Annotated in this window: 24 protein-coding genes; 12 read left to right on the plus strand and 12 right to left on the minus strand. The window is 65.1% G+C overall.

Annotated elements, in window-relative coordinates; all coding sequences use genetic code 11:
• The first annotated feature begins 64 nt into the window (after positions 1-64).
• Positions 65-961 carry a LysR family transcriptional regulator gene (locus AB4Y31_RS28390; RefSeq protein WP_368676895.1) on the plus strand — a complete coding sequence of 299 codons (897 nt, stop codon included), beginning with the start codon at positions 65-67 and terminating at the stop codon, positions 959-961.
• On the opposite strand, the gene AB4Y31_RS28395 is transcribed toward AB4Y31_RS28390, so the two are convergent.
• Positions 945-2,342, minus strand: a complete 1,398-nt coding sequence (locus AB4Y31_RS28395) for a sensor histidine kinase (protein ID WP_368676896.1) — start codon at positions 2,340-2,342, stop codon at positions 945-947. The genes AB4Y31_RS28390 and AB4Y31_RS28395 overlap by 17 nt on opposite strands.
• Positions 2,329-2,994 (minus strand): response regulator transcription factor, encoded by a 666-nt coding sequence (locus AB4Y31_RS28400; RefSeq protein WP_368676897.1) that lies wholly within the window; start codon positions 2,992-2,994, stop codon positions 2,329-2,331. Before AB4Y31_RS28400 ends, AB4Y31_RS28395 begins: the two co-directional genes overlap by 14 nt.
• Before the next feature lie 192 nt (positions 2,995-3,186).
• Between AB4Y31_RS28400 and AB4Y31_RS28405 the strand changes: the two genes are divergently transcribed.
• Both AB4Y31_RS28405 and AB4Y31_RS28410 read left to right on the plus strand, forming a co-directional pair.
• Positions 3,187-4,209: an ABC transporter substrate-binding protein gene (locus AB4Y31_RS28405; RefSeq protein ID WP_368676898.1), complete on the plus strand. Its 1,023-nt coding sequence runs from the start codon at positions 3,187-3,189 to the stop codon at positions 4,207-4,209.
• A gap of 59 nt (positions 4,210-4,268) precedes the next feature.
• Positions 4,269-5,579 (plus strand): MFS transporter, encoded by a 1,311-nt coding sequence (locus AB4Y31_RS28410; protein ID WP_368676899.1) that lies wholly within the window; start codon positions 4,269-4,271, stop codon positions 5,577-5,579.
• A gap of 27 nt (positions 5,580-5,606) precedes the next feature.
• On the opposite strand, the gene AB4Y31_RS28415 is transcribed toward AB4Y31_RS28410, so the two are convergent.
• Entirely contained in the window at positions 5,607-6,395 is a 789-nt protein-coding gene (locus AB4Y31_RS28415) for a CerR family C-terminal domain-containing protein (protein ID WP_368676900.1), read from the minus strand.
• 99 nt (positions 6,396-6,494) lie between these two features.
• Between AB4Y31_RS28415 and AB4Y31_RS28420 the strand changes: the two genes are divergently transcribed.
• From AB4Y31_RS28420 to AB4Y31_RS28440, 5 genes are all read left to right on the plus strand, one after another.
• The gene (locus tag AB4Y31_RS28420; RefSeq protein ID WP_368676901.1) at positions 6,495-7,670 is read left to right on the plus strand and encodes an HlyD family secretion protein; all 1,176 of its coding nucleotides are present in this window, start codon (positions 6,495-6,497) and stop codon (positions 7,668-7,670) included.
• Complete coding sequence (locus AB4Y31_RS28425) at positions 7,663-9,270, plus strand: MDR family MFS transporter (protein WP_368676902.1); 1,608 nt, start codon at positions 7,663-7,665, stop codon at positions 9,268-9,270. The genes AB4Y31_RS28420 and AB4Y31_RS28425 overlap by 8 nt, the downstream gene beginning before the upstream one ends.
• Before the next feature lie 23 nt (positions 9,271-9,293).
• Positions 9,294-10,799, plus strand: coding sequence for an efflux transporter outer membrane subunit (locus AB4Y31_RS28430; protein ID WP_368676903.1), 1,506 nt, complete (start codon positions 9,294-9,296; stop codon positions 10,797-10,799).
• A 144-nt stretch (positions 10,800-10,943) separates the two neighbouring features.
• Positions 10,944-12,833, plus strand: a complete 1,890-nt coding sequence (locus AB4Y31_RS28435) for an EAL domain-containing protein (protein ID WP_368676904.1) — start codon at positions 10,944-10,946, stop codon at positions 12,831-12,833.
• A 57-nt stretch (positions 12,834-12,890) separates the two neighbouring features.
• On the plus strand, positions 12,891-14,027 hold the full coding sequence (locus AB4Y31_RS28440; protein WP_368676905.1) for a methyltransferase: 1,137 nt from the start codon (positions 12,891-12,893) through the stop codon (positions 14,025-14,027).
• Here the strand turns inward: AB4Y31_RS28440 and AB4Y31_RS28445 are convergent.
• Complete coding sequence (locus AB4Y31_RS28445) at positions 14,015-14,341, minus strand: hypothetical protein (RefSeq protein WP_018440357.1); 327 nt, start codon at positions 14,339-14,341, stop codon at positions 14,015-14,017. The genes AB4Y31_RS28440 and AB4Y31_RS28445 overlap by 13 nt on opposite strands.
• A gap of 430 nt (positions 14,342-14,771) precedes the next feature.
• Between AB4Y31_RS28445 and AB4Y31_RS28450 the strand changes: the two genes are divergently transcribed.
• Complete coding sequence (locus AB4Y31_RS28450; RefSeq protein ID WP_368676906.1) at positions 14,772-15,665, plus strand: SAM-dependent methyltransferase; 894 nt, start codon at positions 14,772-14,774, stop codon at positions 15,663-15,665.
• Positions 15,666-15,674: 9 nt separating this feature from the next.
• On the opposite strand, the gene AB4Y31_RS28455 is transcribed toward AB4Y31_RS28450, so the two are convergent.
• Together AB4Y31_RS28455 and AB4Y31_RS28460 are read right to left on the minus strand one after the other, a co-directional pair.
• Positions 15,675-16,277: a DUF1415 domain-containing protein gene (locus AB4Y31_RS28455; RefSeq protein WP_368676907.1), complete on the minus strand. Its 603-nt coding sequence runs from the start codon at positions 16,275-16,277 to the stop codon at positions 15,675-15,677.
• 10 nt (positions 16,278-16,287) lie between these two features.
• Positions 16,288-16,935, minus strand: a complete 648-nt coding sequence (locus AB4Y31_RS28460) for a TetR/AcrR family transcriptional regulator (RefSeq protein WP_368676908.1) — start codon at positions 16,933-16,935, stop codon at positions 16,288-16,290.
• Positions 16,936-17,107: 172 nt separating this feature from the next.
• Between AB4Y31_RS28460 and AB4Y31_RS28465 the strand changes: the two genes are divergently transcribed.
• On the plus strand, positions 17,108-18,403 hold the full coding sequence (locus tag AB4Y31_RS28465; protein WP_368676909.1) for an MFS transporter: 1,296 nt from the start codon (positions 17,108-17,110) through the stop codon (positions 18,401-18,403).
• A 52-nt stretch (positions 18,404-18,455) separates the two neighbouring features.
• Here AB4Y31_RS28465 and AB4Y31_RS28470 read toward each other — a convergent pair whose 3' ends face one another.
• Positions 18,456-19,925 (minus strand): MFS transporter, encoded by a 1,470-nt coding sequence (locus AB4Y31_RS28470; RefSeq protein WP_368676910.1) that lies wholly within the window; start codon positions 19,923-19,925, stop codon positions 18,456-18,458.
• Positions 19,926-20,152: 227 nt separating this feature from the next.
• Here AB4Y31_RS28470 and AB4Y31_RS28475 point away from each other — a divergent pair, with 227 nt between their 5' ends.
• Positions 20,153-21,409 carry an Hsp70 family protein gene (locus AB4Y31_RS28475; protein WP_368676944.1) on the plus strand — a complete coding sequence of 419 codons (1,257 nt, stop codon included), beginning with the start codon at positions 20,153-20,155 and terminating at the stop codon, positions 21,407-21,409.
• A 47-nt stretch (positions 21,410-21,456) separates the two neighbouring features.
• Here the strand turns inward: AB4Y31_RS28475 and AB4Y31_RS28480 are convergent, their stop codons facing one another.
• Complete coding sequence (locus tag AB4Y31_RS28480) at positions 21,457-21,660, minus strand: cold-shock protein (RefSeq protein WP_018440349.1); 204 nt, start codon at positions 21,658-21,660, stop codon at positions 21,457-21,459.
• Positions 21,661-22,103: 443 nt separating this feature from the next.
• Here AB4Y31_RS28480 and AB4Y31_RS28485 point away from each other — a divergent pair, with 443 nt between their 5' ends.
• Positions 22,104-23,696 (plus strand): APC family permease, encoded by a 1,593-nt coding sequence (locus AB4Y31_RS28485; RefSeq protein WP_368676911.1) that lies wholly within the window; start codon positions 22,104-22,106, stop codon positions 23,694-23,696.
• A gap of 129 nt (positions 23,697-23,825) precedes the next feature.
• On the opposite strand, the gene AB4Y31_RS28490 is transcribed toward AB4Y31_RS28485, so the two are convergent.
• From AB4Y31_RS28490 to prmC, 4 genes are all read right to left on the minus strand, one after another.
• Positions 23,826-24,617, minus strand: coding sequence for a class III extradiol ring-cleavage dioxygenase (locus AB4Y31_RS28490; RefSeq protein ID WP_368676912.1), 792 nt, complete (start codon positions 24,615-24,617; stop codon positions 23,826-23,828).
• 126 nt (positions 24,618-24,743) lie between these two features.
• Positions 24,744-25,355: a UbiX family flavin prenyltransferase gene (locus AB4Y31_RS28495; RefSeq protein WP_368676913.1), complete on the minus strand. Its 612-nt coding sequence runs from the start codon at positions 25,353-25,355 to the stop codon at positions 24,744-24,746.
• A gap of 46 nt (positions 25,356-25,401) precedes the next feature.
• Complete coding sequence (gene grxD / locus AB4Y31_RS28500) at positions 25,402-25,713, minus strand: Grx4 family monothiol glutaredoxin (protein ID WP_107153142.1); 312 nt, start codon at positions 25,711-25,713, stop codon at positions 25,402-25,404.
• A gap of 168 nt (positions 25,714-25,881) precedes the next feature.
• A complete protein-coding gene (gene prmC, locus AB4Y31_RS28505) occupies positions 25,882-26,766 on the minus strand; it encodes a peptide chain release factor N(5)-glutamine methyltransferase (protein ID WP_368676914.1) in 885 nt (294 codons plus the stop codon).
• Positions 26,767-26,770: the final 4 nt, after the last annotated feature.

Consider the following 26,770-nt stretch of genomic DNA (forward strand, 5'->3'; position numbering starts at 1 on the left):
AGCGTAGTTTTTTGCCGTTGATAAAACAATTGAAACGATTTGATAGCAGTGATTACAAAATGTGATGGATCTGAACTTACGGGACATCCGCGCCTTTATCGCCGTGGCGCAGACGGGTAGCTTCACGCGCGCGGCCGCGAGGCTGCACCTGTCGCAGCCCGCGCTAACGGTGCAAATCCGTCGGCTCGAAGAGATCGTCGGCACGCGACTCTTCGACCGCAACAGCCGCAGTGTGGCGTTGACCGAGGTCGGGCGTGAGCTGTTGCCGCTCATGCAGAAATCGCTGCATGACATGGAGCGCGTCCTGCACGATGCTCGAGCGCTCAGCGATTGCGCGCGCGGGCGAGTACGTGTGGCCGCTTTGCCGTCGTTTGCATCGAGCGTGCTGCCCGACTGCATTCGCTCGCTATCGCAGGCCATGCCGAGTATTTCGTTCGAAATTCGCGATGTGGTGGCGAGCGTCGTCAATCAGCTCGTTCGCAATGAGGACGCGGATCTCGGCGTGACGGGCGGCGAGATCGCGGATCCTTCGATCGAGGTGATCCATGCGGCCAACGATCGTCTTTGCGTGGTATGCCCGAGCAGCCATCCGCTGGCAACGAAGCGCAAGATCGGCGTCGACGACATCGTCGCGCATCCGCTCGTCCTGACGGCGACGGGAACGAGCGTGCGAGCCGTCGTCGACGCGGCGCTCGCGGAGGCCGCCCGTGCGCCGGTGATCAATTGCGAGCCGACGTACATGATGACCGCCGTCGCCATGGTACGTGCGCGACTTGGCGTCACGATCCTGCCCGCGTCGGCGCGCGAGATTCGCGCCGAACGCAGTTTGGTTGCGCGCCCGATCGACGACGAGCGCTTCTTGCGCCCGATCATGCTCGTCAAGAAGCGCGGCCGCGGATTGCCGCGCGCAGCCGAGGCATTCGCCGAAATCGTGGTCGACGCGCTCAAGCAGGGGAGCTGAGCGGAAAGATCAATCTCACGGCGAAGCCTCCGCATGAAGGGAAGTCGAACGCAACCTCGCCGCCGTGAGCCTTCATGACTTCCCGCACGATCGCAAGCCCCAACCCGGAGCCCGCGCCGCGGCCGCTTCGATCGGGGGCGACGCTCACGAACGGAAGCAGAACCGACTCCCAATATTCGCGCGCGATACCGGGGCCGTTGTCGTGTACGCTCAGTTCAACGGAGCGATTCGCTGAGGACACCGAAACGGTGATCTCGTCGGCGTGACCGTGCAACAGGGCGTTATGGAGCAGATTGGACAAGGCCTCCTGCAGACTCACCGCATCGCCGAGGATGTAAGTCTGCGCGGCATCGCTTTCGAATGCGACGGTCACATCGCGCTCGTCGGCGAGCGGAATTGTCCGCCCCAGTACTTCCTTTGCGAGCGCGTTCAATTCGACGCGTTGCGGCGCGAAGGCTTCCGATCGATGAATCACCATCGCGTGGTTGAGCAGCTGCCCCGTCAAGCGCCCGACGTCGATGCAGGTGTCTCGTAGCGAAGACAGCCGTGCGCGATAGCGACCCGCATCCGTTTCGCTGCTGAGCAGCTCGATTTGTGCGTCGAGCCGCGCGATCGGCGTGCGCATCTGATGCGCGGCGTCCGCGATGAAGCGCTGCATCGACGCGATGCGGTTGGCGAGTCGCCGCATCAGCACGTTGATCGCGCCGATGATCGCGTTGATTTCGCTTGGCGTATCGACCGCGACGGGCCTCAGATCGGCGGGATCGCGCGCCGCGATGATCGTTTCGATTTCAGCGAGCGGACGCAATCCACGCTTGATCGCAAGGCCGCTCGCGCCGACGGCGAGGAGGCTCATCAGCGCGATCAGCGTCCAGACCTTGAAGCTCATTTCGTTCGCGAGCTGCTGCCGTGAATGCGTCGTCTGAGCGAGCGTGATGAGCGCCCAGCCCGGAACGGTTTCCTCGGGCATATAGCGCGCGACGGTCGCGATGCGGACTGGCTGATCCTGGTACGTACCGTTCGCGAACACCGGCCCCTGACGAGCCGAAGCGAGCGTGGTGCCGCTATCGAGCTTGGGGTCGCCCGCCACGACGATGCCGCGCGAATCGACGACCTTGTAGTAGACGACGTCGTAGCGCGACAGCGTGGAAAATGCCGCCACGGGCGGGTTGAGCGCCAGCACGCCGCCTTGCACGTACAGGTTCTCGGCTACCTGGATCACGGCGCCCGACAGCAACTGATCGTAGGCCCGCTCGGCTGCCACGCCGGCGTAATAGCGCGCCACTGCCGCCAGTGTCGCGGCCCCCGCGGCGACGACGAGCGCGATGAAGAGCAGCGTGCGCCCGAAGAGCGTGCTCGGAAACCATCTAAGCCGACGCAATTTGGTATCCCATGCCGCGCACCGTGCGAATTTCGACGGCGCTGCCGAGCAATTTCTTACGCAGGCGCGTCACGTATTGCTCGACGGCGTTGGTGCTCGGCTCGTTGCCGAAACTGAAAAGCTGGCTCAGCAATTCTTCTTTGGGAAAGATTCGCTGCGGCCGGCTGGCGAGGATCTCGAGCAACGCGAACTCCTGCCGAGACAGCGAGAGCGGTTTCCCTTCGAGTTCGGCGAGGCGGCTGCTGCGATCGACGACGAGGGAGCCCACGGTCAACACGTCGTTGGCGTGCCCGCTGCCACGGCGCAAGAGGGCTTGCACGCGCGCCTCGAGCTCACGATAGTCGAACGGCTTCACGAGGTAATCGTCAGCGCCCAGTCCGAGCCCGCTCACCCGGTCGTCGATCGTCGAGCGCGCCGTCAGCAGCAGCACGGGCGTCGCGCCGCCTGCGGCGCGCACTCTGCGCAAGATCGCGAAACCATCCATCGACGGGAGCATGACGTCGAGCACGACGAGGTCGAAGCGCTCGATCGCAAGCAACGCGTTGGCCGAGGCCCCGTCGGCCTCGAGGTCGACGGCGTGGCCGAGCCTCGTCAGGCGGCTTCGAATCGCCGCGCCGATTTCGGCATCGTCTTCCACTACGAGAATGCGCATGATGAAGGTCGTCTTGCTGATCGCGGGTTTTCCCGGGGGCGGCTTGTCAGCATTTTCTCAGACTCGGCCGCTAATCTGACGTCACGCGTGCATCGGCGGCGACGGCTTCGAGCTTTCTTCCGCCGCGGCTGCTTTCATGAAGACGAAACCGAAGAAGACGACGAGACTGTGAGAAAAGAGGAGATGCGAGCCGTGCCGGCGAAGCCTGACCGCAGGCGGCGGGCAATCACCGTCGCCGCGCTTGGCGCGGCGTTCGCGCCATCCATCGTCTTGCCGCGCACGCGCGAAGTGCGCATCTCCAAGGGCTACGGAATCCTCTACCTGCCGCTGCTCGTGATGGAAGCGCAGCGCCTCTTCGAGCAGCACGCTGCGCGCCGAGGGATCGGATCGATCGCCGTCAACTGGGTGCTGCTCGACGGCGGCAATTCCATCAACGATGCAATGATGGCCGGCACGCTAGACTTCGCCGGCACCGGCGCGCCCGGCTTCATCGAGCTCTGGGCGCGAGCGCGCGGCATTCCGAACGTGGAGGTCATCGGCATAAGCGGCCTGAGCAGCACGTCGCTTTCGCTCAATACGAACAAGCCGTCGATCACGGCGCTGCGCGATTTTTCCGCCGTGGACAGGATCGCCGTGCCCGGCATCCGGACATCGTTGTCAGCTGTCGTGTTGCAGATGGTCGTCGCGCGCGAGCTCGGCGCTCGCCAGTTCGCACGGCTCGACGCGATGACGGTCAATCTGCCTCATCCCGTCGCGATGGATGCGCTGATTCGCCGCGAGAAAGGCGTAACGGCGCATTTCACGTCGCCGCCGTTTTCGACGCTGGAGCTGCGGCAGCGCGGCATCCATCGCGTGATCAGCTCGATGGACGTGCTGGGGCCGCTCTCACTGGATGTCGTCTTCGCACCTAAAAGGCTCGCGGACGGGGAGCCGGCGCTCGTCGACACATTCCTCGATGCGCTCGACGAGGCGAATCGGTTCATCGCCGACAATCCGCGCGCGGCAGCGGACATCTACGTCGCGGGGTCGGGCGTGAGCGTGTCGCGCGCTGATGTCATGCAAATGCTCGCCGATCCACAGACGGCGTTCTCGCTCGAACCGAAACAGTTGCTCGAATTCGTCGACTTCCTGTTCGTGGCCGGCACGATCAAAGCGAAGCCCCGAACGTGGGAAGAGATGTTCACTCCAGCGCTCGGTCGCCATCGATCGGTGTGAGCGACCGCAAGTACCCCAAGTTGATTCAATTTGAAGTCGAGACAAAAGAGGAGTCCATAGTGAGCGAAAGCGGCACGAACAGTCCAATATCGAGCGAAGAACGACATGTCATGACGAAGATGACCTGGCGCCTCATGCCGATCCTCGTCGTCATGTTTCTGATCTCGTTCATCGACCGGCAGAACGTAGGCTTTGCGAAGCTGCAAATGATTCATAGCCTCGGGATGACCGAAGCGGCGTTCGGCTTCGCCTCGTCGCTCTTTTTTATCGGCTACCTGCTTTTCGAAGTACCGAGCACGCTCGCGCTGCATCGTTTCGGCGCGCGCTTATGGCTCGCGCGCATCATGCTGACGTGGGGCGTGATCACCGTGCTGATGGGCTTCACGACGTCGACTGCCGTGTTTTGCGCCTTGCGTTTCGCGTTGGGCGTCGCGGAAGCGGGCTTTTATCCGGGCGTGATCTATTACCTCACGCTCTGGTTTCCCCAGAGCTACCGTGCCCGTGTGCTCGGCATCTTCACGCTCGGCAGCGCGCTCGCCAACATGCTCGGGTCGCTCGTGGGCGGCTGGCTGCTGAGCCTGAGCGGCGTCATGGGGCTCGCGGGCTGGCAATGGGTATTCATTGCCACGGGCATTCCGGCCGTCCTCGTCGCCCTAACCGTCTTCAGGCTGCTGCCCGCATCACTCGCTGAAGCGCGCTTTCTCGACGACCGCGAAAGGCAGGTGGCCCTCGCGGCCCTCGAACGCGAGAAGCCCGTCGACGCCGTGCACGAGCGCCCGTGGAAGGCATTGTCCGATCCGCGCGTGATGCTGTTCGCGGCGACCTACATGTTGATGTCGACTTCGCTTTATGGCGTGACCTATTGGCTGCCGACGCTCGTCAAGACGTTCGGCGTATCGAGCACGACCAATGGATTCCTCAGCATGCTTCCATGGGCGCTCGCCGTCGTGCTGTTGCTTTATTTGCCGGGCAAGCTTCGGCGGGCCAAAAGCATTCTCAAGGCCGTTGCGTGTGTTGCCGGCCTCGGCGTGGTCGGTTTTACGCTCAGTCTTTTATTGCCGACTACGCCTTTGCGCTTCATCGCACTGGTGTTGGGCGGTGCCTGCATCCCGCTGCTCTATCCGTGCTTCTGGTCGATGCCGCCGCGTTATTTCAGCGGGGCGCGCGCCGCGGCGAGTGTCGCCGCAATTAATTCAATCGGCAATCTCGGCGGGTTCTTCGGCCAGAACTTGATGCCCTATGCGGGCAAGGTCAGCGGCAGCGCGTTCGGGCCGATGATCGTGCCGATCGCATGTTTGGCAGTCCTTACGATAGGCACGACTGTCGCGCGATTGAGGAGCGAGCGCCGGCTCGTTGCCGCCGAGGCATGAGGCAGCCGGCCGGCGGCGCGCCTCGTCTTACGCGGCGGCCGCGCCGCGCCGCTTGCGCTCGCCAGCTCTTGTTGACGGCGCGGCCGCGTCGCTTGCCTGCGACGCCTGCCGCGCTTCGCGCTCGGCGTTCCACATTTCGAGCAATGCGCGCGTCTGGGCACGTACGACCGTCTTGACGAACTCGAGCTTCTCCTCATCCATTTCCGTCCAGCCGAGGGCCGCCAGCATCGCGCGCGGCGCGTGATGGAAAATGGTCAACTGTCCCATCAGGCTTAGCGTGCGGATCTGTGTCACGGGATCGTCGAACGCGGTCCCGCCGATTCTGGCGACGAGCGACGCGCACACCCGGTTCAGCGGCATGCGCAACTTCTCTTGCAGGACTTGTGACGCGATCGGCGGCTCTTGCCCCGCCTGCTCCCGCACCATGAAAAGCCGCAGCCCCGGCGTCTGCGGCCCGTAAAAGATTTTGCTGGCCATCGCTTCGTGGATGGAGACGAACGCGTCGATGAGCGCCGCCGCCCCAGCCGAACCGGCGAGCACGTCGGTCGCCTGCTGCACGACCGGCTCGAAACGCTCCCACACGGTCTCGACGATGTGCTCGGCGCAGGCGCGGTAGACCCCTTCCTTGTTTTCAAAGTAGTACTGCAGCGCCGGCGCGTTGACGCCCGCGCGCGCCGCGATGTCGCGCGTCGAGGCCGCAGCGAAGCCGCGCTCCCCGAAAAGCTCGATTGCCGCGTGGATGATGCGGTGCCGCGTTTCATCGCCGCGCGCATAACCCCCTTCCGGCGGACGGCGAAGCCGCTTCACGTCGCTCATGACTTCTCACTCCTTTCCCGTATGGCGGCCAAAAATATATCACTTGACACATTTTTTCCAACTGGAATAATTGCCTGCGCTTCCTCAGGAGAATCCCTCATGTCCGAAACCGTCGATGCCCCAAGGCGCGCCGGCCCGGCCCGCAATGCCGTCGCCGAAGGCAAACCGGCCGAGGATACCTCGCGTGGCGCCGCTCCGGCGCGCCCAAAGAGGCGCGGTTTGCTCATCCTACTCGCCGTTGCGCTCGGCCTTGGCGCGGCGGTCTGGCTCGTCCACTGGTGGACGGTCGGTCGTTTTATCGAAAGCACGGACGACGCCTATCTTCAGGCCGACGGCGTCACGATCGCACCGAAAGTGAGCGGGTACGTCACCGAGGTACTGGTCGCGGACAATCAGACGGTCGAGGCCGGCGCACCGCTCGCGCGGCTAGACGCGCGACAGTATCAGGCATCGGTCGATCAGGCCCAGGCTACCGTCGACGCACGCGCGGCCGATCTCGAGCGCGCCCAGGCGGATCTGTTGCAAGAGCGCGCCAAGGTGGCGCAGGCGCAAGCGGACGAGCAAGTGGCGCGCGTCGCGCTTGCGCACGCCGAAGACAACGTGCGCCGCTATGCGCCGCTCACGGCAACGGGCGCCGAGACGGCGGAGCGCCTGGCCGATATGGTCAGCACGCGCGACCAGGCGCGTGCGACGTTGGCGTCGAACGCCGCGGCGGTCCACTCGGCCGAGACGCAAATCGCGGCCACGACGGCGCAGATTGCCCAGGCGCGCGCGCAGCTCGAAGCGGCGCAGGCCAACGTGAAGCAGGTGCGGCTCGATCTGCGCGACACGACGCTCTACAGCCCGATCAAAGGCCGGGTCGGCGACCGCACGGTGCGCGTGGGCCAGTACGTGCAGCCGGGCACGCGTCTTCTGACGATCGTCCCGGTCCAGAACGTCTACCTCGAAGCGAACTTCAAGGAGACGCAGGTAGGACGCATGCGCGTCGGCCAGCCGGCGACGCTTCACGTCGACGCGCTGCACGGCGTCGACCTCCATGGTGTCGTCGAGAGCTTCGCGCCCGGCACCGGCGCGCAGTTCGCGCTGCTTCCGCCCGAGAATGCGACGGGCAACTTCACGAAGATCGTGCAGCGCGTGCCCGTGCGCATCCGTATCGATACGGGGCCCGAGACGCGTCGCGTCTTGCTGCCGGGCCTTTCGGTGACCGTCGATGTCGATACGCGCTCGGCGCGCGAAGACGACAAGCGGATCGCCGGCGAAAATCGACATGGCTGACGCGTCGCCGATCTCGTCCTCGCGCGCTCCCGCGCAAGTTGAGCGCGCGAGCCCCGTCGACTGGATCGCGGTTGCCGCGGGCGCGCTCGGCGCCTTGATGGCGACGCTCGACATTTCGATCACGAACTCCGCGTTGCCGCAGATTCAGGGCGCCGTCGGCGCGACGGGCACCGAGGGGACCTGGATCTCCACGGGCTACCTGATGTCCGAGATCGTCATGATCCCGCTCGCCGCCTGGCTCACGCGCGTGTTCGGGCTGCGCAATTTCCTGCTCGTCAACGCGGCGCTCTTCACGATCTTTTCGATGATGTGCGGGCTCTCGAGCTCGCTCGAGTGGATGATCGTCGGACGCATCGGGCAGGGTTTCACGGGCGGCGCGATGATACCGACGGCGCAAACGATCGTTCGCACCCGGCTGCCGCGCTCGCAGATGTCGATCGGCATGACGATCTTCGGCCTGATCGTGCTGCTCGGGCCTCTGCTCGGCCCCGTCGTCGGCGGATGGCTCGCCGAGAACATTTCATGGCGATGGTGCTTCTTCATCAATCTGCCCGTGTGCGTTGCGCTGGTGACGCTGCTGATCGTGGGGCTTCCCGCAGATCGGCCGCATTGGCATGAGTTCGTCAATGCCGATTGGATCGGCATAGTGGGCCTGTCGATCGGTCTTTCCTCGCTGACTGTCGTGCTCGAAGAAGGGCAGCGGCATCAGTGGTTCGAGTCGCAGCAGATCGTGTTTTGCTCCTGCTTGAGCGGTCTGGGATTCATACTCATCGGTATCTCGCAGTTCGTCGCGAAGAAGCCGATCATGCGGCTCGCATTGATGAGCAATGCCCGCTACGCGAGCGTCATCGTCATCGTGACCGCCGTCGGTGCCGGGCTCTATGGCGTCTCCTACCTCGTGCCGCAGTTCCTCGGCATCATCTCGGGCTACAACGCCGAGCAGTCGGGCGCGATCATGCTCCTTTCGGGGCTACCTTCGTTCCTGATGATGCCGCTGTTGCCGCGCCTGCTCTCGACCGTCGATTTCCGGATTCTCGTGGTGACGGGGCTCCTCTGTTTTGCCGGCAGTTGCCTGCTCGATACGACCCTCACCGCGCAAAGTGCCGGCGGCGACTTCGTCTGGTCGCAGCTTTTGCGCGGCGCCGGGCAGATGCTCGCAATGATGCCGCTCAACCAGGCGTCGATGGCGGCCGTCTCGCGCGAAGACTCGGGCGATGCGGCGGGGCTTTACAACATGGCGCGCAATCTCGGCGGCTCGATCGGTCTTGCGATCATCGGCGTCATCATCGATCGGCGCACGACCTTCCATACCGAGGCCATCCGTGAGTCGCTGACGGCCAACTCGGTGATCGGCCAAGAGCGCATTGCGGCCAACGGCGCCAATTGGTTCGTGCAGACGGGCGACATGGCCTACGCGAAGATGCGCGCGCTCGGTCAGCTTGCGGTGCAGATTCAGGTGCAGGCGTCGGTCATGACGTACGCGGAAACGTTCTATGCGCTCGCTATCGCGCTCCTGGTCTGCATTCCGCTTGCACTATTGCTGAGGACTCCTGTGCAATCGCAATCGACGACTGGCGCGTCGCAGGCTTCGGGCCACTAACGATCAGTACGACCAACAATGTCATGACGACGCAGATCCGCCGTTCTTTGCCCTTCGTTTCGTTGCCGACTGTTCTGCGCTCGAGCGGCCTCACAGTGACAGTCACGGTTGCGCTCGCCGCATGCACCGTCGGCCGGGACTACCGCGGTGCGCCGCCGGTGGCCAACGATGCTGTCCACGCACCGGCCTTCGTACGCACGCCATCGGCCGGCGTCTCGAGCGGTCCAGCTCCGAACGATTGGTGGCACGCACTTGGCGATGCGCAGCTCGATGCGCTCATCGATGCGGCGCTCGCGCACAATCCTGATGTCCACGCAGCCGAGGCGCGTCTTCGCGAAGCCCGTGCGCAGCTGAACCTGCAGCATGCCGATCAACTGCCGAAGGTCAGCGCCGATGCCGCCGCGCTGCGCATGCGTCAGCCCGATCTCGGCAACCTGTTCTCGTCGGGCGGCAATGGCTCGGGACAAGGCTCGTCGAGCGGGGGCGGCCCGGTGCAGTTCTACGCGGCGACGCTCCAGGCATCGTGGGAGATCGACCTCTTCGGCGGTACGCGGCGTGCCGTCGAGGCCGCCTCGGCTCAGGCCGAGGCCGTCGACGCCGATCTCGCCGACACGCAAGTCGCGCTCGCGGCCGAAGTGGCGCAGGCCTACTTCGATCTGCGCGACGAGCAGCAACGCCTCGCATTGGCGCGCGATATGGCGGAACTGCAGCAGCGCATGCTGACGCTGACCGAGCAGCGCCGTGCGGGCGGCACGGCGGCCGACGTCGACGTCGAGCGGCTCACGAGCCAGGTCGAAACCACGCGCGCGACCATCGCCCCGCTGGATGAGCAGATTGCCGAATCGCTCGACCGACTCTCCGTGTTGACGGGACGCGCGCCCGGCGCGCTCGATGCCGAGCTCGCATCGGCACGGCCGCTGCCGTCATTGCCGGCGGCCGTGCCCGTGGGCGATCCGGCCCTGCTGATGCGGCAGCGCCCCGACGTGCGCGCCGCGGAGCGGCGATTGGCGGCGAGCAATGCGCAAATCGGCGAGCATATTGCCGACTATTTTCCAAAGCTGACGCTTTATGGAGACCTCGGCTTCACGGCCGCCAATCCGGGGCACCTCTTTCACAAGAACAACTTCTCGTGGTTCGGCGCGCCATTCCTGCAATGGAACGCGTTCGATTTCGGCCGCACGGCGGCCAACGTCCGAAGCGCCGAAGCGTCGCGCGACGAGGCGAGCGCGAAGTACGAGAAGACGGTGCTCGCGGCCCTGCAAGACGCCAATGCGGCCCTTTCGCGCTACGGCCATCAGCGCGAGCACCTCGTGCGGCTGGACGCGGTGCAGCGTTCGGCCGATCGCGCCTCGGTCCTCATGCAGCAGCGCTACCGGGCGGGCGTATCTACGCTCATCGATCTGCTCGATACCCAGCGCACGCAGTTCTCGGCACAACAGGACGTCGTGGCGGGCCAGGCCGAGCTGCTCAAGGATTACGCGCTGGTTCAGAAGAGCCTCGGCCTGGGTTGGCGTGGGCGACCAGACTGACGCCGGTTTGGCCTGCCTCCTCAATGTTTGCGCTGCTTGGCCGTTAATACGTCCGGGAGGGTAGCATCGACGCCTGAATGCTCGCTGACTCGCGGGATCTGGTCTACTCTCGTCAGATCCTACAAACCCGTCGGGAAAACCTCTGTGCTTACGTCCGGAAGGGGCGATGCGGGCTGGACGACCAGTCTTGTGCGGCGCATCTATCAGCTACGCGTGCTCGGCTACACGATGGGTGCGGCGCCGGTGCTATTGCTGCTGCGTGCGCAGCGGGCGCCAGCGTGGCTCTTCGGCATCGTGCTCTTCGTCTGCTGCGTCTGGCCACACATCGCCTACCAGCGCGTGCGCTCGGGAGGCGACGCGCCAAAGCGCGAGCAGTGGAATCTGATTTTCGACTGCGCGTTCGGCGGATGGCTCGTCGCGGCGGTCCATTTCGAGCCGCTCGCGACTGTGGTCATCCTCTTGATGTTCGCCCTCGACAGCATGGCGGTCGGCGGCTGGCCCATCTTTCTCGGCGGGATGGCGGCGAGCGTCGTGGGCGTCCTGTCAGGAATAATCGGCCTGGGCATTCGAATAGATCCGCTCTCGGTGCGGATTGCGCCCGCATGGCTTCCCGTCATCTTCGTCTACCCGCTCGTGTACGCCAAGGTGACGCACGACGTCTCGGTCAAGCTGCTCGACCGCTCGCGCCGGCTGCGCGAGCTCAGCGAGCGCGACACACTGACCGGACTGGCGAATCGCGTCACGGTCGGCACGAGGTTGCAGGCGCTGCTTGCCGATCCGGATCGGGCCGACGGGCGGATCCTCGTGCTCTTCATCGATCTCGACGGCTTCAAGACGGTCAACGATGTGCTCGGACACGGCATCGGGGATCAGGTGCTCGTGGAGGTGGCGCGGCGTCTTTCGGGCTGCGCGCTTGGCGGCGACCTGGTCGCCCGCTACGGCGGCGACGAGTTTCTTATCGTGACGACGGGCGCGGACGGGGCGCATCGACGCGAACTGCCCGACGTCGTCCTCGCGGCGATGGCGCAGCCGATTCATGCCGGCGGACATGAGCTGCACATCGGCGCGAGCATCGGCATCAGTGTGTTTCCGGTCCACGGCAGCGACGCCGAAGCGCTCATTCGTTCGGCCGACATGGCGATGTACGTCGCCAAAAGCCGCGGCCGCAATTGCTGCGCCTACTACCGCGCGGAAATGAGCGAGGCGGCCGACGCGAGGCTCAAGCTGTCGAGTCGGCTCAGAAAGGCGATCGAGTCGGGCGCGCTGCGTCTGCACTACCAGCCCCAGGTCGATATGCGTGACGGAAAGCTCGTCGGCGTCGAGGCGCTCGTGCGTTGGCGCGATGAGCTATACGGCGACGTCGAGCCCGCGCTGTTCGTTCCGGTCGCGGAGGCCTCCGGACTGGTATCGGACCTCGGGGAATGGGTGCTGCGCGAGGCATGCCGTCAGTCGGCCCTTTGGCGCAGTGCCGGCGTGCGGCCGAAGCGCCTGTCGATCAATCTCTCGGCGCTGCAGTTGCAGCGCGGGAATGTCGTCGAGGCGTTCCAAGCGATCGTGCGGGAAACAGGCGTCGACCCGGCCACGATCGAGCTCGAGGTCACCGAGACGGCACTCATGAAGCAGCCCGAGTTGGCGGTGCGCCGGCTTTACGACTTTCGCCGCGCCGGCGTCACAGTCGCAATCGACGATTTCGGCATCGGTTACTCGAGCCTCAACCAGTTGCGCACGCTGCCCGTGGATCGCATCAAGATCGACCGGGCCTTCGTGGAGGGCATAGGGCAGGGGGGGCGCGAGACCGGCGCCATCGCAACCGCGATCGTGAAGCTCGCGAAGGCGCTGGGCCTCGGCGTGATCGCCGAGGGTGTCGAGACGTCCGCGCAGCAGGATTTCCTGCTGGCGCTCGGCTGCTTCGAAGCACAGGGCTTTCTCTACAGCAAGGCACTCGATGCCGAAAGCATCACGCGACTCATGCGCGAGGGCGGCCCGCTGCCGAACCCGGCGCTCGCGACGGAAGGCAACGCCTTGATCGTTTGAGCCCGCGAACGGGGTGTCCAGTTTCTCTTGCAAGGTCGCGGGATGCGACAATGCGACATGCATCCCTCTCAAAACTCGATCGGCTGGACGGAAGGCGGCGTTTCGCATAACGCGCTTTGGCGCTCGGAAGCCGGTGTACCCGTGCCGAAGCGCGTGGCTGTCGTCGACGACCGCATCACGGCCGACGCGGCCTACGCTCAAGCCTGCGAAGGCGTGGCGCTCCTTTGGCGCGGCGACTTTCAGAACGCGCGCCAACTGCTGCAGGCGATGGCGCGCCGTATCGACCGCAAGCCGCGAAAGACCGCCGACGCGCCGCTCGATGCGTTCAACCTGCACCGGCAGGCCCAGGCGCAGCGCGCGCGTACGCTCGGCATGCTGTTGATACCGCTCGATGCCGACTACGCGATTCCGTTGCGACGTGCCCCCGACGTACGCGCCGCCTGTCTCGAAACGTACGGTGAACCCGATGCGCCCTCGGTCGTATCGCTGAGAGAGCTGCAGGGCTTGATCGGCGCGCACGAATGGCGCAAGAAAGGGGTGGCGATCGCGGCGTTAGGCGGAGCGCACGTTCATCCGCACTATGGTGTCTTCTCGCCCGTGCGTGGCGAGTATGTCGAACTCGTCGCGCGTGCGCCGCTGCCGACGACCGCGCTCGCATTCGATATCGGCACCGGGACCGGCGTGCTCGCGGCCGTGCTCGCGAAGCGCGGCGTCGCTCGCATCGTCGCGACCGACAACGACGAGCGCGCGCTCGAGTGCGCACGCGAGAACACGGCGCGCCTCGGCTATGCCGATCGCATCGAGATCGTTAAGACGGACCTGTTTCCGCCGGGTCGCGCACCGCTCGTCGTCTGCAATCCCCCGTGGCTGCCCGCGCGCCCGAGCTCACCCATCGAGCGCGCCGTCTACGATCCCGGAAGCCAGATGCTGCGCGGGTTTCTCGGCGGACTCTCGGCGCATCTCGAGCCCAGCGGCGAAGGGTGGCTGATTCTGTCGGATTTTGCCGAGCACTTGGGTCTGCGCCCACGCGATGCGCTGATGGCGATGTTCGACGAGGCGGGATTGGAGGTCGTCGGGCGCGACGACATACGACCCCAGCATCCGAAAGCCTCGGATGCAAGCGATCCGCTCTATCGCGCGAGGGTGGCCGAGGTGACGTCGCTCTGGCGCCTCGCCGTTCGTCAGCCCGGATAGGCCTCGTCGACCTTCAGCCCGGCGAGCTTGAAGATGACGCGAAGCGTCTGCGGGCGAATGTCGCGCCGCGATGCGAGCGTCGTGAGAATGAAGTCGATCACTTTCGCGTACTTGAGCAGCGTGAGCAGTGTCTCCAGCCCGGCGTCGGTCGTGTCGCGCATCGATTCCGCGAGGCGCAGCATTTCCACCGAAATGTCGCGCGCCATCTCGAGCTCCAACTGCTGTTTTTCCGACCAGCCGGTTGGCGCCGCGAGGAGCGTGGCGAGCATCGCCTGAAACTTTTGCTCAGCGTCTCCGTTAGGTATCGTAGCCATCCCTGTCGTCCTTCCTCAACTTGGGTCCTGCACCAGATGCCGCCGACTGCGCTAGAACCGCATGCACGGACGTTACGTCGGCCGGTTACTCTGTGGTTACGGCTGTCACGTAACACGATGCGCGCATTTAGCGCGCCTCGACCGGTCCCCTGTACGACATTCGCGGCATGCATGCGGGCAACGCATCGCTCATTAGCGCTTTCCAGGCCGATGGCGCCGGGCGCGCCGGGTGGTCCGCCCCGGCTGTGCCGGCGTTGCCGCTTCTTGCCCTGACGGCGCAACGGGGGCCGGCGATGCATAATCCGTTCCATCGGTGCGCGTGGGCGGACGGCAACGCCCCGCGCCGTTTTCGGTAAACTGACGCGATCATTCCCGCTGTTCTGTAGGCTGTCGCACGTTTGACGCGACTTGGCCGCAGGTTCTGCCCTCGATGTCCGCAAAAACCTACGAAATCCGTCCAAATCAGTCCGTCGAGCTGCTGAAGGAGCTGCATATCCTCACTCGCGACGGCAAGATGAACCAGGATAGCCGCCGCAAGCTCAAGCAGGTCTATCACTTTTATCAGTTCATCGAGCCGCTGCTCGAAGAAGTGCACCGGGAAAAGGGGTGCGTCTCGCTCGTCGACCACGGCGCGGGCAAGTCGTATCTCGGTTTCATTCTTTACGACCTGTTCTTCAAGGCGCTGCCGCCCGGCGACGGCTCGCGGATCTACGGCATCGAAACGCGGGCGGAGCTCGTCGACAAATCCACGGCGCTGGCAGCGCGGCTCGGCTTCGAGCGGATGTCGTTTTTGAACCTGTCGGTGGCCGCATCGATCGACTCGGACCGGCTGCCGCCTGTCGTCGATATCGTGACGGCGCTCCATGCCTGCGATACCGCCACGGACGACGCGATTCGCTTCGCATTGAACAAGCACGCGAGCCGCATCGTGGTCGTGCCGTGCTGCCAGGCGGAAGTGGCCGGCGTGCTGCGCCGCAATAAGGGGAAATCGCTCGGCAACGCGCTCACCGAGATCTGGCGCCACCCGCTCCATACACGCGAGTTCGGCAGCCAGGCGACGAACGTGCTCCGCTGCCTGCAACTCGAAGCGCACGGGTATCAGGTCAGCGTGACGGAGCTCGTCGGATGGGAACACTCGATGAAAAACGAGCTCATCATCGCGCAATATAAGAATCTGCCGCGTCGGCGGGCGGCCGAGCGGCTCGCGCAAGTGCTCGACACCCTCGGCCTCGACGAACTGCGCGAGCGGTTTTTCGCGCCGGAGGTAGACGAGCAATCGCACGCTGGCGGCGCCGCGGAACCCTCGAGCGAGAGCGCCGGGTAGCACCGGCGTTTAATCGTTGTCTTCGTGGTTGTCGCGGGTTTCGCTCATCAACTTCCGCCAGCCATCGTGGCCCAGGCGGCGCAGCGTTTCCATATTGCGTTCGTAGATCCCGGCGGCGTCAGGGTACGCGTCGACCGCGCGCGTGATGCTCGATTCTCGCAGCAGATGCAGGATCGGGTAGGGCGCCCGGTTCGTGTAGTTCTCGATATCGTCCCAGTCGCTGCCCTCGAACTGGTAATGCGGATGGAAGCTCGCGACCTGAAGTACGCCATCCAAACGCATCTGGGCCACGAGTCGTTCCGCGAAGAACAGGCAATCGTTGAATTCGACGAAGTCGGCAAGCGCGTGCGGAAAGATCACGAGCGTCGTATCGATCCGTTGTGGATCCGCCGCCTCCAGCTTTTTGAGTTCGGCTTCGAGATCGGTCAACACGCCTTCGAGATCGTGCGCTTCGCTGACCGCATAGCGGATCTGGTCTTTGACGTGGACGGCCTTGGCGAACGGACACAAGTTGAGCCCGATCACGGCCCGCGTCAGCCAGTGCTGCGTGGCGGCGATGATGGCGGCGGCAGTGGCGTTTGCCGCATCGGCGGCTACTGGATTGGGCGGCATCGGGGCGCGATTACGTCGGTGAACGGGAGCAGGCGGCGGCGACGAGTTGCGCCGCCACGCGCGGCGCCGCCTTGATCGGGGCGCATCCGGGGCCGTAGGTTTGGCTCGCCGCGTAGACGCCCTCGACCAGCAGCGCGAGCGCGCTCGCCAACGCTTCGGGATCGTCCGCTCCGGCGCTCGCGGCGAGCGCCGTCAACCGCTCCATGAGCTCAGTCTTGTTGCGCAGCACGCACTGTCGCGCCGGGTGGCTTGCATCCGGAAACTCGGCCGAGACGTTGACGAACGGGCAGCCGCGGTAACCTTCGACCGAAGCGCGCTCCGCCAGGTCCACGAAATACTGGGCAATCTGCCGGACAGGATCGCCGGCGTGCTTGTCGAGGCTTCGCTGAAAGCGCTGGAAGAAGCGCTCGCTCGATCGCTCGAGATACGCGACGACAAGTTCGTCTTTCGACGAAAACTGCCGATAAAGACTCATCTTGTTTACGCCCGCGCGCTCGACGACGGCATCGACGCCGACGGCCCGCACTCCCTCACGGTAGAACAGCTCTGCCGCGGCGTGAAGCAGCAATTGCTGCGCGGCAGGCCCCGCCGTGTGAGGACGCGGTTGCACGCGGTCGGATTTTTGGCCTGCGGGCTTCTCTACTGCGGTCCGGGTCATGTTCACTCGACTTCAGATTTATCTCGCTTGACATGTTACTGACCGGTAACTACGATGGCAACTCTATTTGTGACCGACTTGTCACAACCGAGCACGGACACGAGCGGCGAACGACGACGAGCACGAGATGACTTCCGCGCCACTGTGGCGCCGAACGCGATAAGGAAAACCAATGAACTGGCTGGCGAAACGGATTGGAACGCGGTTTCACTATGGATGGCTCGTGGCGGCCGTCGTCTTCCTCGTGCTGCTGGCGGCTGCGGGCACGCGGGCAACGCCGAGCGTTCTCATGGTGCCGCTCGAGCACGATCTCGGCTGGAGCCGGGCCACGATCTCGCTCGCGATATCGGTCAACATCGCGCTCTATGGTCTGACGGGGCCGTTCGCGGCGGCGGCCATGCAGCGCTTCGGCGTGCGGCCGACGCTCTACGCGGCGCTCGGCACGATGGCGGCCGGCGTGGCGCTGTCGTCGATGATGACGGCGCCTTGGCAAATGATCCTCGTTTGGGGAGTGATGGTCGGCAGTGCGACAGGCGTCGCGGCGCTGACACTCTCGGCAACCGTCGTCAATCGTTGGTTCGTCGAGCGGCGCGGGCTCGTGATGGGCATCCTGACCGCGAGCTCGGCTACGGGCCAGCTCGTCTTTCTGCCGATGCTCGCCACGGTGGCCGAGCATCACGGATGGCGCCCTGTCGTGCTCATCGTCGCCGTTGCCGCCGCTATCGTGCTGCCGCTCGTCGCGCTGTTCCTGCCCGAGCGTCCGGCCGACGTCGCCCTGCGCCCGTACGGCGAAGCGCCCGATGCCCCGCCGGCCGCTGCAGCCACGAAGCAAAACCCGCTGGCGCTTGCTTTCGGCATGCTCTTGTCGGCGAGCAAAAAGCGCGATTTCTGGCTGCTTTTCTTCAGCTTTTTCGTCTGCGGCGCGAGCACCAACGGCTATATCGGCACCCACTTCATCGCGATGTGCGGCGACTATGGGATGAGCGAGGTGCAGGGGGCTTCCGTGCTCGCGGCGATGGGCATTTTCGACCTTTTCGGAACGACGCTCTCAGGTTGGCTCTCGGATCGTTTCAACAGCCGCGTGCTGCTCTTTTGGTATTACGGGCTGCGCGGGCTGTCGCTGATCTATCTGCCCCACGCATTCGGCATCGATTTCTTCGGCCTGCCGCTGTTCGCGATGTTCTACGGACTCGATTGGATCGCTACGGTGCCGCCAACGGTGCGCCTCACCACCGACGTCTTCGGCAAGGAGGCGGCGCCCGTCGTGTTCGGCTGGATCGTCGCCGGCCATCAGCTCGGCGCGGCTTTCGCGGCATTCGGCGCCGGCGTGCTGCGAGCCGATCTCGGCACTTACACTGTGGCGTCGACGATCTCGGGCGGCCTGTGCCTTGTCGCGGCGCTCGTCGTGCTTCGCATTCATCGGCGCGGCACCGTGCGCACGGTGGGCGCGTTGGTCGAGCGTGCGTGACCTTCGCGCTGCAACCGAAAGGGCCTGGCGCTGAGCTTGGCCTGACCGGGCCTCAGTTGTCGCGCAGCGCTGAAAGCGGCAAAGCGACGTGCTCGAGCGGCTTGCGTTCGGCGTCGACGCCCCATATGGCAGCAATGAGTGCGGCGAGGAGCATCAGGGCCGAGCCGACGAGGTAGCCCTCGAATACGGCGGAGCGTTCGTGCGTGTCGATGAGACTACCGAAGAGCGCCGGTCCGGCGATCCCGCCGAGCGCCGTGCCGAACGCATAGAAGATCGCGATGGCGAGGGCGCGGATTTCGAGCGGAAACGATTCGCTCACCGTGAGATAGGCCGAGCTCGCGGCCGCCGACGCAAAGAAAAAGATGATCATCCAGGCGATAGTCTGCTCGACCACCGTCATCCATTGCCGTTCGAAAAGATATCCGCTTGCCGTGAGGAGCACGCCTGAAATCGCGTAGGTGAAGGCGATCATCTTGCGGCGGCCGACGACGTCGAATGCGCGGCCGAGCACGAGCGGTCCCATAAAATTGCCGAGCGCGAACGGCAACAGATACCACCCCACGTGCGCGCCGGGTACGTGATAGAAGTCGGTGAGCACCAGCGCGTAGGTGAAGAAAATGGCGTTGTAGAAGAACGCCTGCGCGGTCATGAGCGAAAGTCCGACGAGCGACCGCCGTCGGTGCAGGACGAAAAGCGCGGCGAAGACTTCGCGAAGCGGCGTGTGATCGCGTTCGGCGAGCCGCAGGGTGTGGATCTCGCCTCCGAGCGGTGCCCCCGCGCGCTGTTCGAAGCGCGCCTCGATCGCCTCGACGATCTCGCGGGCCGGACGAGGCCGATTGTGCGTCAGCAGCCAGCGGGGGCTTTCCGGTATCCACATGCGCATCAGCACGATGACGAGGGCGAGCGTTGCGCCGATGAGAAAGCACGCGCGCCAGCCGTAGTCGCCGGGTATGAGCGCCGGATCGAGCAGCACGATCGAGCTGCCGGCGCCAAGCGCGGCGCCGACCCAGAACGTGCCATTGATGCCGAGATCGGTCCATCCGCGCACGCGCGCGGGGGTGAACTCCTGAATCGTGGAGTTGATCGCGGCATATTCGCCGCCGATGCCGGCGCCGGTCAAAAAGCGGAACAGTACGAAGCTCGCGAGGTTCCACGAGAGCCCCGTCGCGGCGGTTGCGGCGAGATAGAGCGCAAGCGTGACGAAGAAGAGCTTGCGCCGTCCGAGCCGATCCGTGAGCCAGCCGAAGACGAGCGCCCCGAGCACCGCACCGGCGATGTAGGCGCTGCTCGCGAAGCCGACGTCCGCGTTCGAGAAGCGAAGCACAGGGCTCGCTTTCAGCGCGCTCGCCACGGCCCCGGCGAGCGTCACCTCGAGCCCGTCGAGGAGCCAGGTCACGCCGAGCGCGACGACGATCAGTGTATGGAAACGCCCCCAGGGCAAGCGATCGAGCCGCGATGGCAGATCGGTCTCGATTACACCAGCCGGACGAGCGGCAACAGGAGTATCGGTGGGCCGGTTCACGCGGGGGCGGTCTCCTGATGAATGTGGGCGGCGGATCGGGCATGCGCGCGATAAGGCGTGTCGCGCCGTGGGGAGCGAGCAACGCTGAGCAATCCCCGTTCCCGACCGACCAAGTTCACTAATGTTCGTTCGCGCAGGTTGCGCTGCCCCGGCCGTTCGTGGTAAAACCGCGCTCCGCGATCGGCCCTGGCCCGCGCACCGGAATGCAAGCGATGGAATCCCAAGCGATGACTTACTGCGCGATCGACTTCGGCACGTCGAATTCGGCGCTCGCGCTGCCCGCCGGCGATGTCGTGCGGCTCGCGCCCGTCGAGGGCGATCATACGACGCTGCCGACGGCCATCTTCTTCAATACTGACGAGGATGCGATCGTGTACGGCCGCGCGGCCGTGGCCGCGTACATCGACGGATTCGACGGCCGGCTCATGCGCTCGCTCAAAAGCATCCTCGGTTCCGCGCTGGCCGAGGGCGTCACCGAGCTCGGCGACGGCTCCGCCGTCAAGTACACCGATGTCATTTCGACGTTCCTCGTCTATCTGAAGAAGCGGGGAGAAGCGTGCGCGCACGCGCCGATCGAACGGGCCGTGCTCGGCCGACCGGTGTTTTTCGTCGACGACGATCCGCGCGCCGACCTGCTGGCCGCCCGGCAGCTCGAAGCGGCGGCGCACGCGGCGGGGTTGCGCGAGATTCAGTTCCAGTATGAGCCGATCGCGGCCGCGTTCGACTACGAGTCGCGCCTCGATCGCGAGGCACTCGTACTCGTGGCCGACATCGGCGGTGGCACGTCGGATTTCTCGCTCGTGCGGGTGGGCCCCGAGCGGATGCGCCGCCTCGAGCGCAAAGACGATGTGCTCGCCCATCACGGTGTCCACGTGGCGGGCACCGACTTCGATCGCCGCGTCGAGCTGGCGACGATCCTTCCAGAGCTCGGCTACAAGGCGATCGATCCCGAGGGGCGCGAGGTCCCCAACCGAATCTACTTCGACCTTTCGACCTGGCATCTCGTCAATACCGTCTACACCGGCAAGCGTGTCGGCGAGCTGCGCTTGATGCGGCACCTTTACCGCGACTCGCGGCACCATGATCGGCTCATGCGTGTCGTCGAGCAGCGGCTCGGCCATGCGATGGTCGCGCGCGCCGAGGAGGCGAAAATCGGCGTGGCGGCCGGCGGGCAGACGTCGATCGATCTCGACGATGTCGAGACCGACTTGCGGCTGGCCTTCGACGAAGCGCAGCTCGTCGAAGCGGGCGTCGACGAGCTGCATCGCATCGTGGACGCCGCCAGAGAAACGGTGCGGGCGGCCGGTGTCGCGCCGCGCGACGTTGGAGCGCTTTATTTCACGGGCGGCTCGACAGGGCTTGCATTTTTGACGCGCTCGCTCACCGAGGCGTTTCCGGCCGCGCAGCCCGTTTTCGGCGACCGGCTCGCCAGCGTGGCGACGGGGCTCGGCATCCACGCCCGTCGAATCTTCCGCTTAGAATGAAAAAACCCCGCCTTAGCGGGGTTTTTTTTCATCCGGTCGGACGGGGCTTAGACCGGCTTGATGTTCGCGGCCTGCTTGCCCTTCGGGCCCGTCTTCACTTCGAACTGCACCTTTTGGTTTTCTTGCAGCGTCTTGAAACCATCGATGCGGATTTCCGAGAAGTGCGCGAAGAGATCTTCGCCGCCGCTGTCGGGAGTGATGAAGCCAAAGCCCTTCGCGTCATTGAACCACTTGACGGTACCGGTTTCCATATTACGTATTTCCTAAAAGAGACTATAAAAACTAGGCCGAAGCCCGGGGTGCACGAAAATCAAGGAAGGGTAATGGAACAACCGAAGGTACCTGAGGGGCGAACCACGAAAGACCAATTCACACTCGCCGCTTGAAATCCTGCCTGCTCGTTATACGGCGAAATCGCGCAAAGGTCAACCTGTATCCTCCAATTTGCAGGGACATTCGATGCATGGGAACGGGCTTTGCTATGGAAGTCTTTCCCCACGCCTGCGAATTTTTGGGTGCCAGATCAAAACGCACACTTCTGGGGCGGCGCAACCGGTAAACTACGCGCCACACAGCGCGGTTGCGCCTGGTTGCGGCCCGGTATCGGCCGCGGGGCGAGGCACGAGTTGCAAGCGTCGGCGGACGCACTTGCAAGCGTGCGCTCGCGCGTTCCCCATATCCCCTAGGAGAGGTTGTGAAAAGTTCGATTCAACGGAACATCGGCCCATTCGCGCTGATGCTGACCGGCTTGGGCTCGATCATCGGGTCCGGGTGGCTCTTCGGCGCCTGGAAGGCGGCCAAGATTGCCGGTCCCGCGGCGATCTGCGCCTGGATCATCGGCGCCGTCGTCATTCTCGCGATCGCGCTCACCTATGCCGAGCTCGGCGCCATGTTTCCCGAGTCGGGCGGCATGGTCCGCTACGCGCGTTATTCGCATGGCGCGCTGGTCGGATTCATCAGCGCGTGGGCGAACTGGATCGCCATCGTTTCGGTGATTCCGATCGAGGCCGAGGCGTCGATTCAGTACATGAGCACTTGGCCCTACGAATGGGCGCACGCGTTGTTCGTTCATGGAGAGCTGTCGACGACGGGGCTCTTGCTGTCGGCGCTGCTCGTCATCGTCTATTTCCTGCTCAACTACTGGGGTGTGAAGGTTTTCGCGCGCGCGAACACGACGATCACCGTCTTCAAGTTCATCATTCCGGGCCTCACGATCCTCGGGTTGCTCGCCTCCGGCTTTCATTCGGACAATCTCGAGGCCGCCGGCGGCTTCGCTCCCTATGGGTGGTCCGCCGTCTTCACCGCCGTCGCGACGAGCGGCATCGTCTTCGCCTTCAACGGCTTCCAGAGCCCGGTGAACCTGGCGGGCGAAGCGCGCAATCCGTCGAAGAGCGTGCCGTTCGCCGTGCTCGGCTCGATTTTGCTCGCGCTCGTCATTTATGTGCTGCTGCAGATCGCCTATATCGGTGCCGTGAATCCGGCCGATGTCGCGAAGGGCTGGAGCCACTTCAACTTCGCCTCGCCGTTCGCCGAGCTCGCGCTGGCGCTGAACCTGAACTGGCTCGCGTTCCTGCTTTACGTCGACGCCTTCGTGAGCCCGAGCGGCACGGGCACGACCTACATGGCGACGACGACGCGGATGATCTACGCGATGGAGCGCAACAACACGATGCCGAAGTTCTTCGGCAGCGTGCATCCGCTTTACGGCGTGCCGCGCAACGCGATGTGGTTCAATCTGCTGATCTCGTTCGTCTTCCTCTTCTTCTTCCGCGGATGGAGCTCGCTCGCCGCCGTGATCTCGGTGGCGACCGTCATTTCGTATCTCACTGGGCCGATCAGCCTCATGGCGCTGCGCCGTTTCGCGACGGATCTCGCGCGGCCGCTGCATTTGCCGCTCATGGGCGTCATCGCGCCGTTCGCGTTCGTTTGCGCGTCGCTCGTGCTCTATTGGGCGAAGTGGCCGCTCACGGGCGAAATCATCCTGCTCATGATCGTCGCGCTGCCCGTCTATTTCTACTATCAGGGCAAGTCGGGCTGGGGCGGCTGGGGCCGCGATCTGAAAGCGGCGTGGTGGCTCGTCTGCTATCTGCCCGTCATGGCCTTCCTCTCGCTCATCGGCAGCAAGCAGTTCGGCGGTGCCGGGTGGCTGCCGTACGGATGGGACATGCTGACGGTGGCCGTCGTCTCGCTCGTCTTCTACTTCTGGGGCGTCCGGTCCGGCTATCGCACGCGCTACCTCGACGAACGCGAAACGGAAGACGACATCCTCGAGGGTGTCGGCGTTTGAGATCGGCGTTTCCCACAAGCTGTTCCGCACGGGACGCTCTCTGAGCATGTCCGGGGCATCGCTCGAGAACCGCTTCTCCAGGCGACTGCCCGTGACGCGCCCGGCCAGGCTCGGCCGGGCTCGGCGAGCTCACTTGCCGGCGCTCTCGAACACATAGTTCGTCATCGCAAGCGCGCGCTGATAGGTGCCGAGCGACTGAATCTCCAGTCGATAGTCGTCAGGGGCCGCGCCGAGCGCCGCGAAGACGGGCAGCAGGTGCTCGTCGCGCGGATGCATGAGCGCCGCATGCGGCGCGAGGCGGCGGTAGTCGAGCAACGCGTCGACGTCATGTGAGGCTAGCCGCGCCTCGAACCAGTCGGTGAACTCGGCGACGCGCGGGTCGGCATCCTCCGGGCCCGCGCCAAAATCCGCGGCGCGCAGGTTGTGCGTGATCTGCCCCGAACCCACGATCATCACACCATCGTCGGCGAGCGGCCGCAGCGCGCGGCCGACGCGATAGTGGTGCGCCGGGTCGCGATGCGGCTGAATCGAAAGCTGCGCGACGGGCACGCCGGCATCGGGAAACATCAACAAAAGCGGCACCCATGCGCCGTGATCGAGACCGTGCTCTTCCGTCGTCGCGGCGATATCGTCCTGAGCGAGCAGGGTAATCGCCTGGCGCGCGAGGTCCGGCGCGCCCGGTGCGGGATAGCGGATCTCGTAGAGCGCGCGCGGAAAGCCGTAGAAATCGTGGATCGTCTCCGGCTTCACCGCCGTGCTTGCAACCGGGTCCGGCGTCTCCCAGTGCGCCGATAGCATCAGAATCGCCCGCGGGCGCGGTAGCCCGGCCGCCAGCGTGCCGAAAGCGCCGGAGGGAAGCGACGGATCGATCGGCAGCGTCGGTGCGCCGTGGGACAGAAAAAGCGAAGGTAGGCGAGACATGGCAACAGGCGTCGCACTGAGGCGAACCAAAAAGTGATCGTATTGAATCGACTATAAGCGCTCACGGCTGCGCCAGAAAGCCGTGATCGTGAAACGCATCGTGTCGCGCGCGTTAAGAATCGCGCTTCACGAGTCTGTGTCGCGCGGGCCGCCCAGGCCTTTCCACGAAGTGGCCAGTGCGGGGCCGAGCGAGAACATGTCCAGCACGCGCGCGATCGTTTCGTCGACCATCTCGTCGATCGAGGCGGGCCGATTGTAGAAGGCGGGAAGCGGCGGAAAGACGATCGCGCCCATCTCGGTCACGGCCGTCATGTTGCGCAGATGCGCGAGGTTGAGCGGCGTTTCGCGCACGAGCAGCACGAGCCGGCGGCGCTCTTTCAGCGTGACGTCCGCGGCGCGCGCGATCAGATTGTCGGAGAGCCCATGCGCGATGCTCGCGAGCGTTTTCATCGAACACGGCGCGACGACCATGCCCGCGGTCGAGAACGACCCCGACGCGATGCTGGCGCCGACGTCACGGACCGAGTGGACAACGTCGGCCAGCGGATGGACGTCGTCTTTCGTCAGCTCGAGCTCGTGCCGGATGTTGAGCCAGCCCGCGCTCGAGATCAGCAGATGCGTCTCGATGCCGCCGAGGCGCCGCAGCGTCGCGAGCAGGCGCACGCCGTAGATGGCGCCCGTGGCGCCCGTGATCGCGACGATAAGCCGGCGCGGCGGCGCGCTTAGCGGCGCTTGCATTGCGTGCGGTGCCGCGGGAAACGGGCCAGCCTGCCGGGCCGCAGAATCAGGCCGACGCGAACAGCTGCTGCAGCTCGCCGTTCTGGTACATCTCCATCATGATGTCCGAGCCGCCGACGAACTCCCCCTTCACATAGAGCTGAGGGATGGTCGGCCAGTTCGAGAACGCTTTGATGCCCTGGCGGATCTCGTCGTCTTCGAGCACGTTGACCGTCTTGAACTCGTTGACGCCGCATGCGTTGAGGATCTGCACGGCGCGCCCCGAGAAGCCGCACATCGGGAACTGGGCAGTACCCTTCATGAACAGTACGACAGCATTTTCGTCGACGATTTGCTTGATGCGTTGTTGCGTATCCATGACTGACCTTGATTCCGTGACGGACACGGAGCGTGGTAGATAGACGCAAATGATAGCGGATTTCGTGAGTGCCGGCCGGCCGACGCGGGCGGCAGCGCAGCGTGCGTGGGTCGGAAGCGGCGAGCGGGTCGTGCGGTACGCGCCTTGCGTCCGGCCCCCGCTCCAGCCCTAGGCTGTTCCCATTTCACCGTCGACGGCGCCCGGCGCGATGCCGCCGCTTGCCCGCTCGATGCCCGCGAGATCGCCGAGCGAGCGAACGTCGACGAACCCCTGCACCGCGATCAGCGCGCGCACTGCCGCCGCTTGATCGTAGCCGTGCTCGAGCCACAGTTGCCCGCCCGGCGCCATGAAGGCGCGGGCGCCGGCAACGATCGCGCGAATCGCCGAGAGCCCGTCCGCTTCGTCCGTGAGTGCGCCGCGCGGCTCGAAGCGCAGGTCGCCGACGCCGAGATGTGGATCGCCCGAGGCGATATAAGGCGGATTGCTGACGATCACGTCGAATGAGAGGGCGGGATTGAGCGCCGCGTACCAATCGCTTTGCAACAGCATCATCGCGCCGCCGGGCCGGCGCTCGCCGACGAGCCGCGCGGCGTTACGCGTCGCGACGGCGAGCGCCTCCGGCGATCGGTCGAGCGCCCAGACGCGCGCGTCGGGCCGCGCCGACGCGATCGCGACCGCAATGGCGCCGCTGCCCGTGCCGAGATCGAGCACGCGCGGACGCGTGAGCGGCGCGATCGCGGCGAGCGCTGTCTCGACGAGCAGCTCCGTCTCGGGACGAGGAATCAGCACATGCGGCGTGACTTCGAATTCAAGTCCGTAGAACTCGCGCGCACCGACGATTTGCGCAATCGGCTCGCCGGCCGCACGCCGCGTTTCCAGGCTGCGGTAGACGGCGACTTGCGCTTCGTCGAGCGGCTCGTCGCCGCGCGTGATCAGCTCCGTGCGGCGCCAGCCGAGCGCATGCGCGAGCAGAATGCGGGCTTCGAGGGCCGCGAGCGGCGACGCGCGCAGCAGATCGGTAGCCGTCCGAGATGGCGGTGGGGAGGCGGGCATGGAT

Origin of the sequence: Trinickia sp. EG282A, assembly GCF_040965455.1 — a bacterium.
Lineage (GTDB): Bacteria > Pseudomonadota > Gammaproteobacteria > Burkholderiales > Burkholderiaceae > Trinickia > Trinickia symbiotica.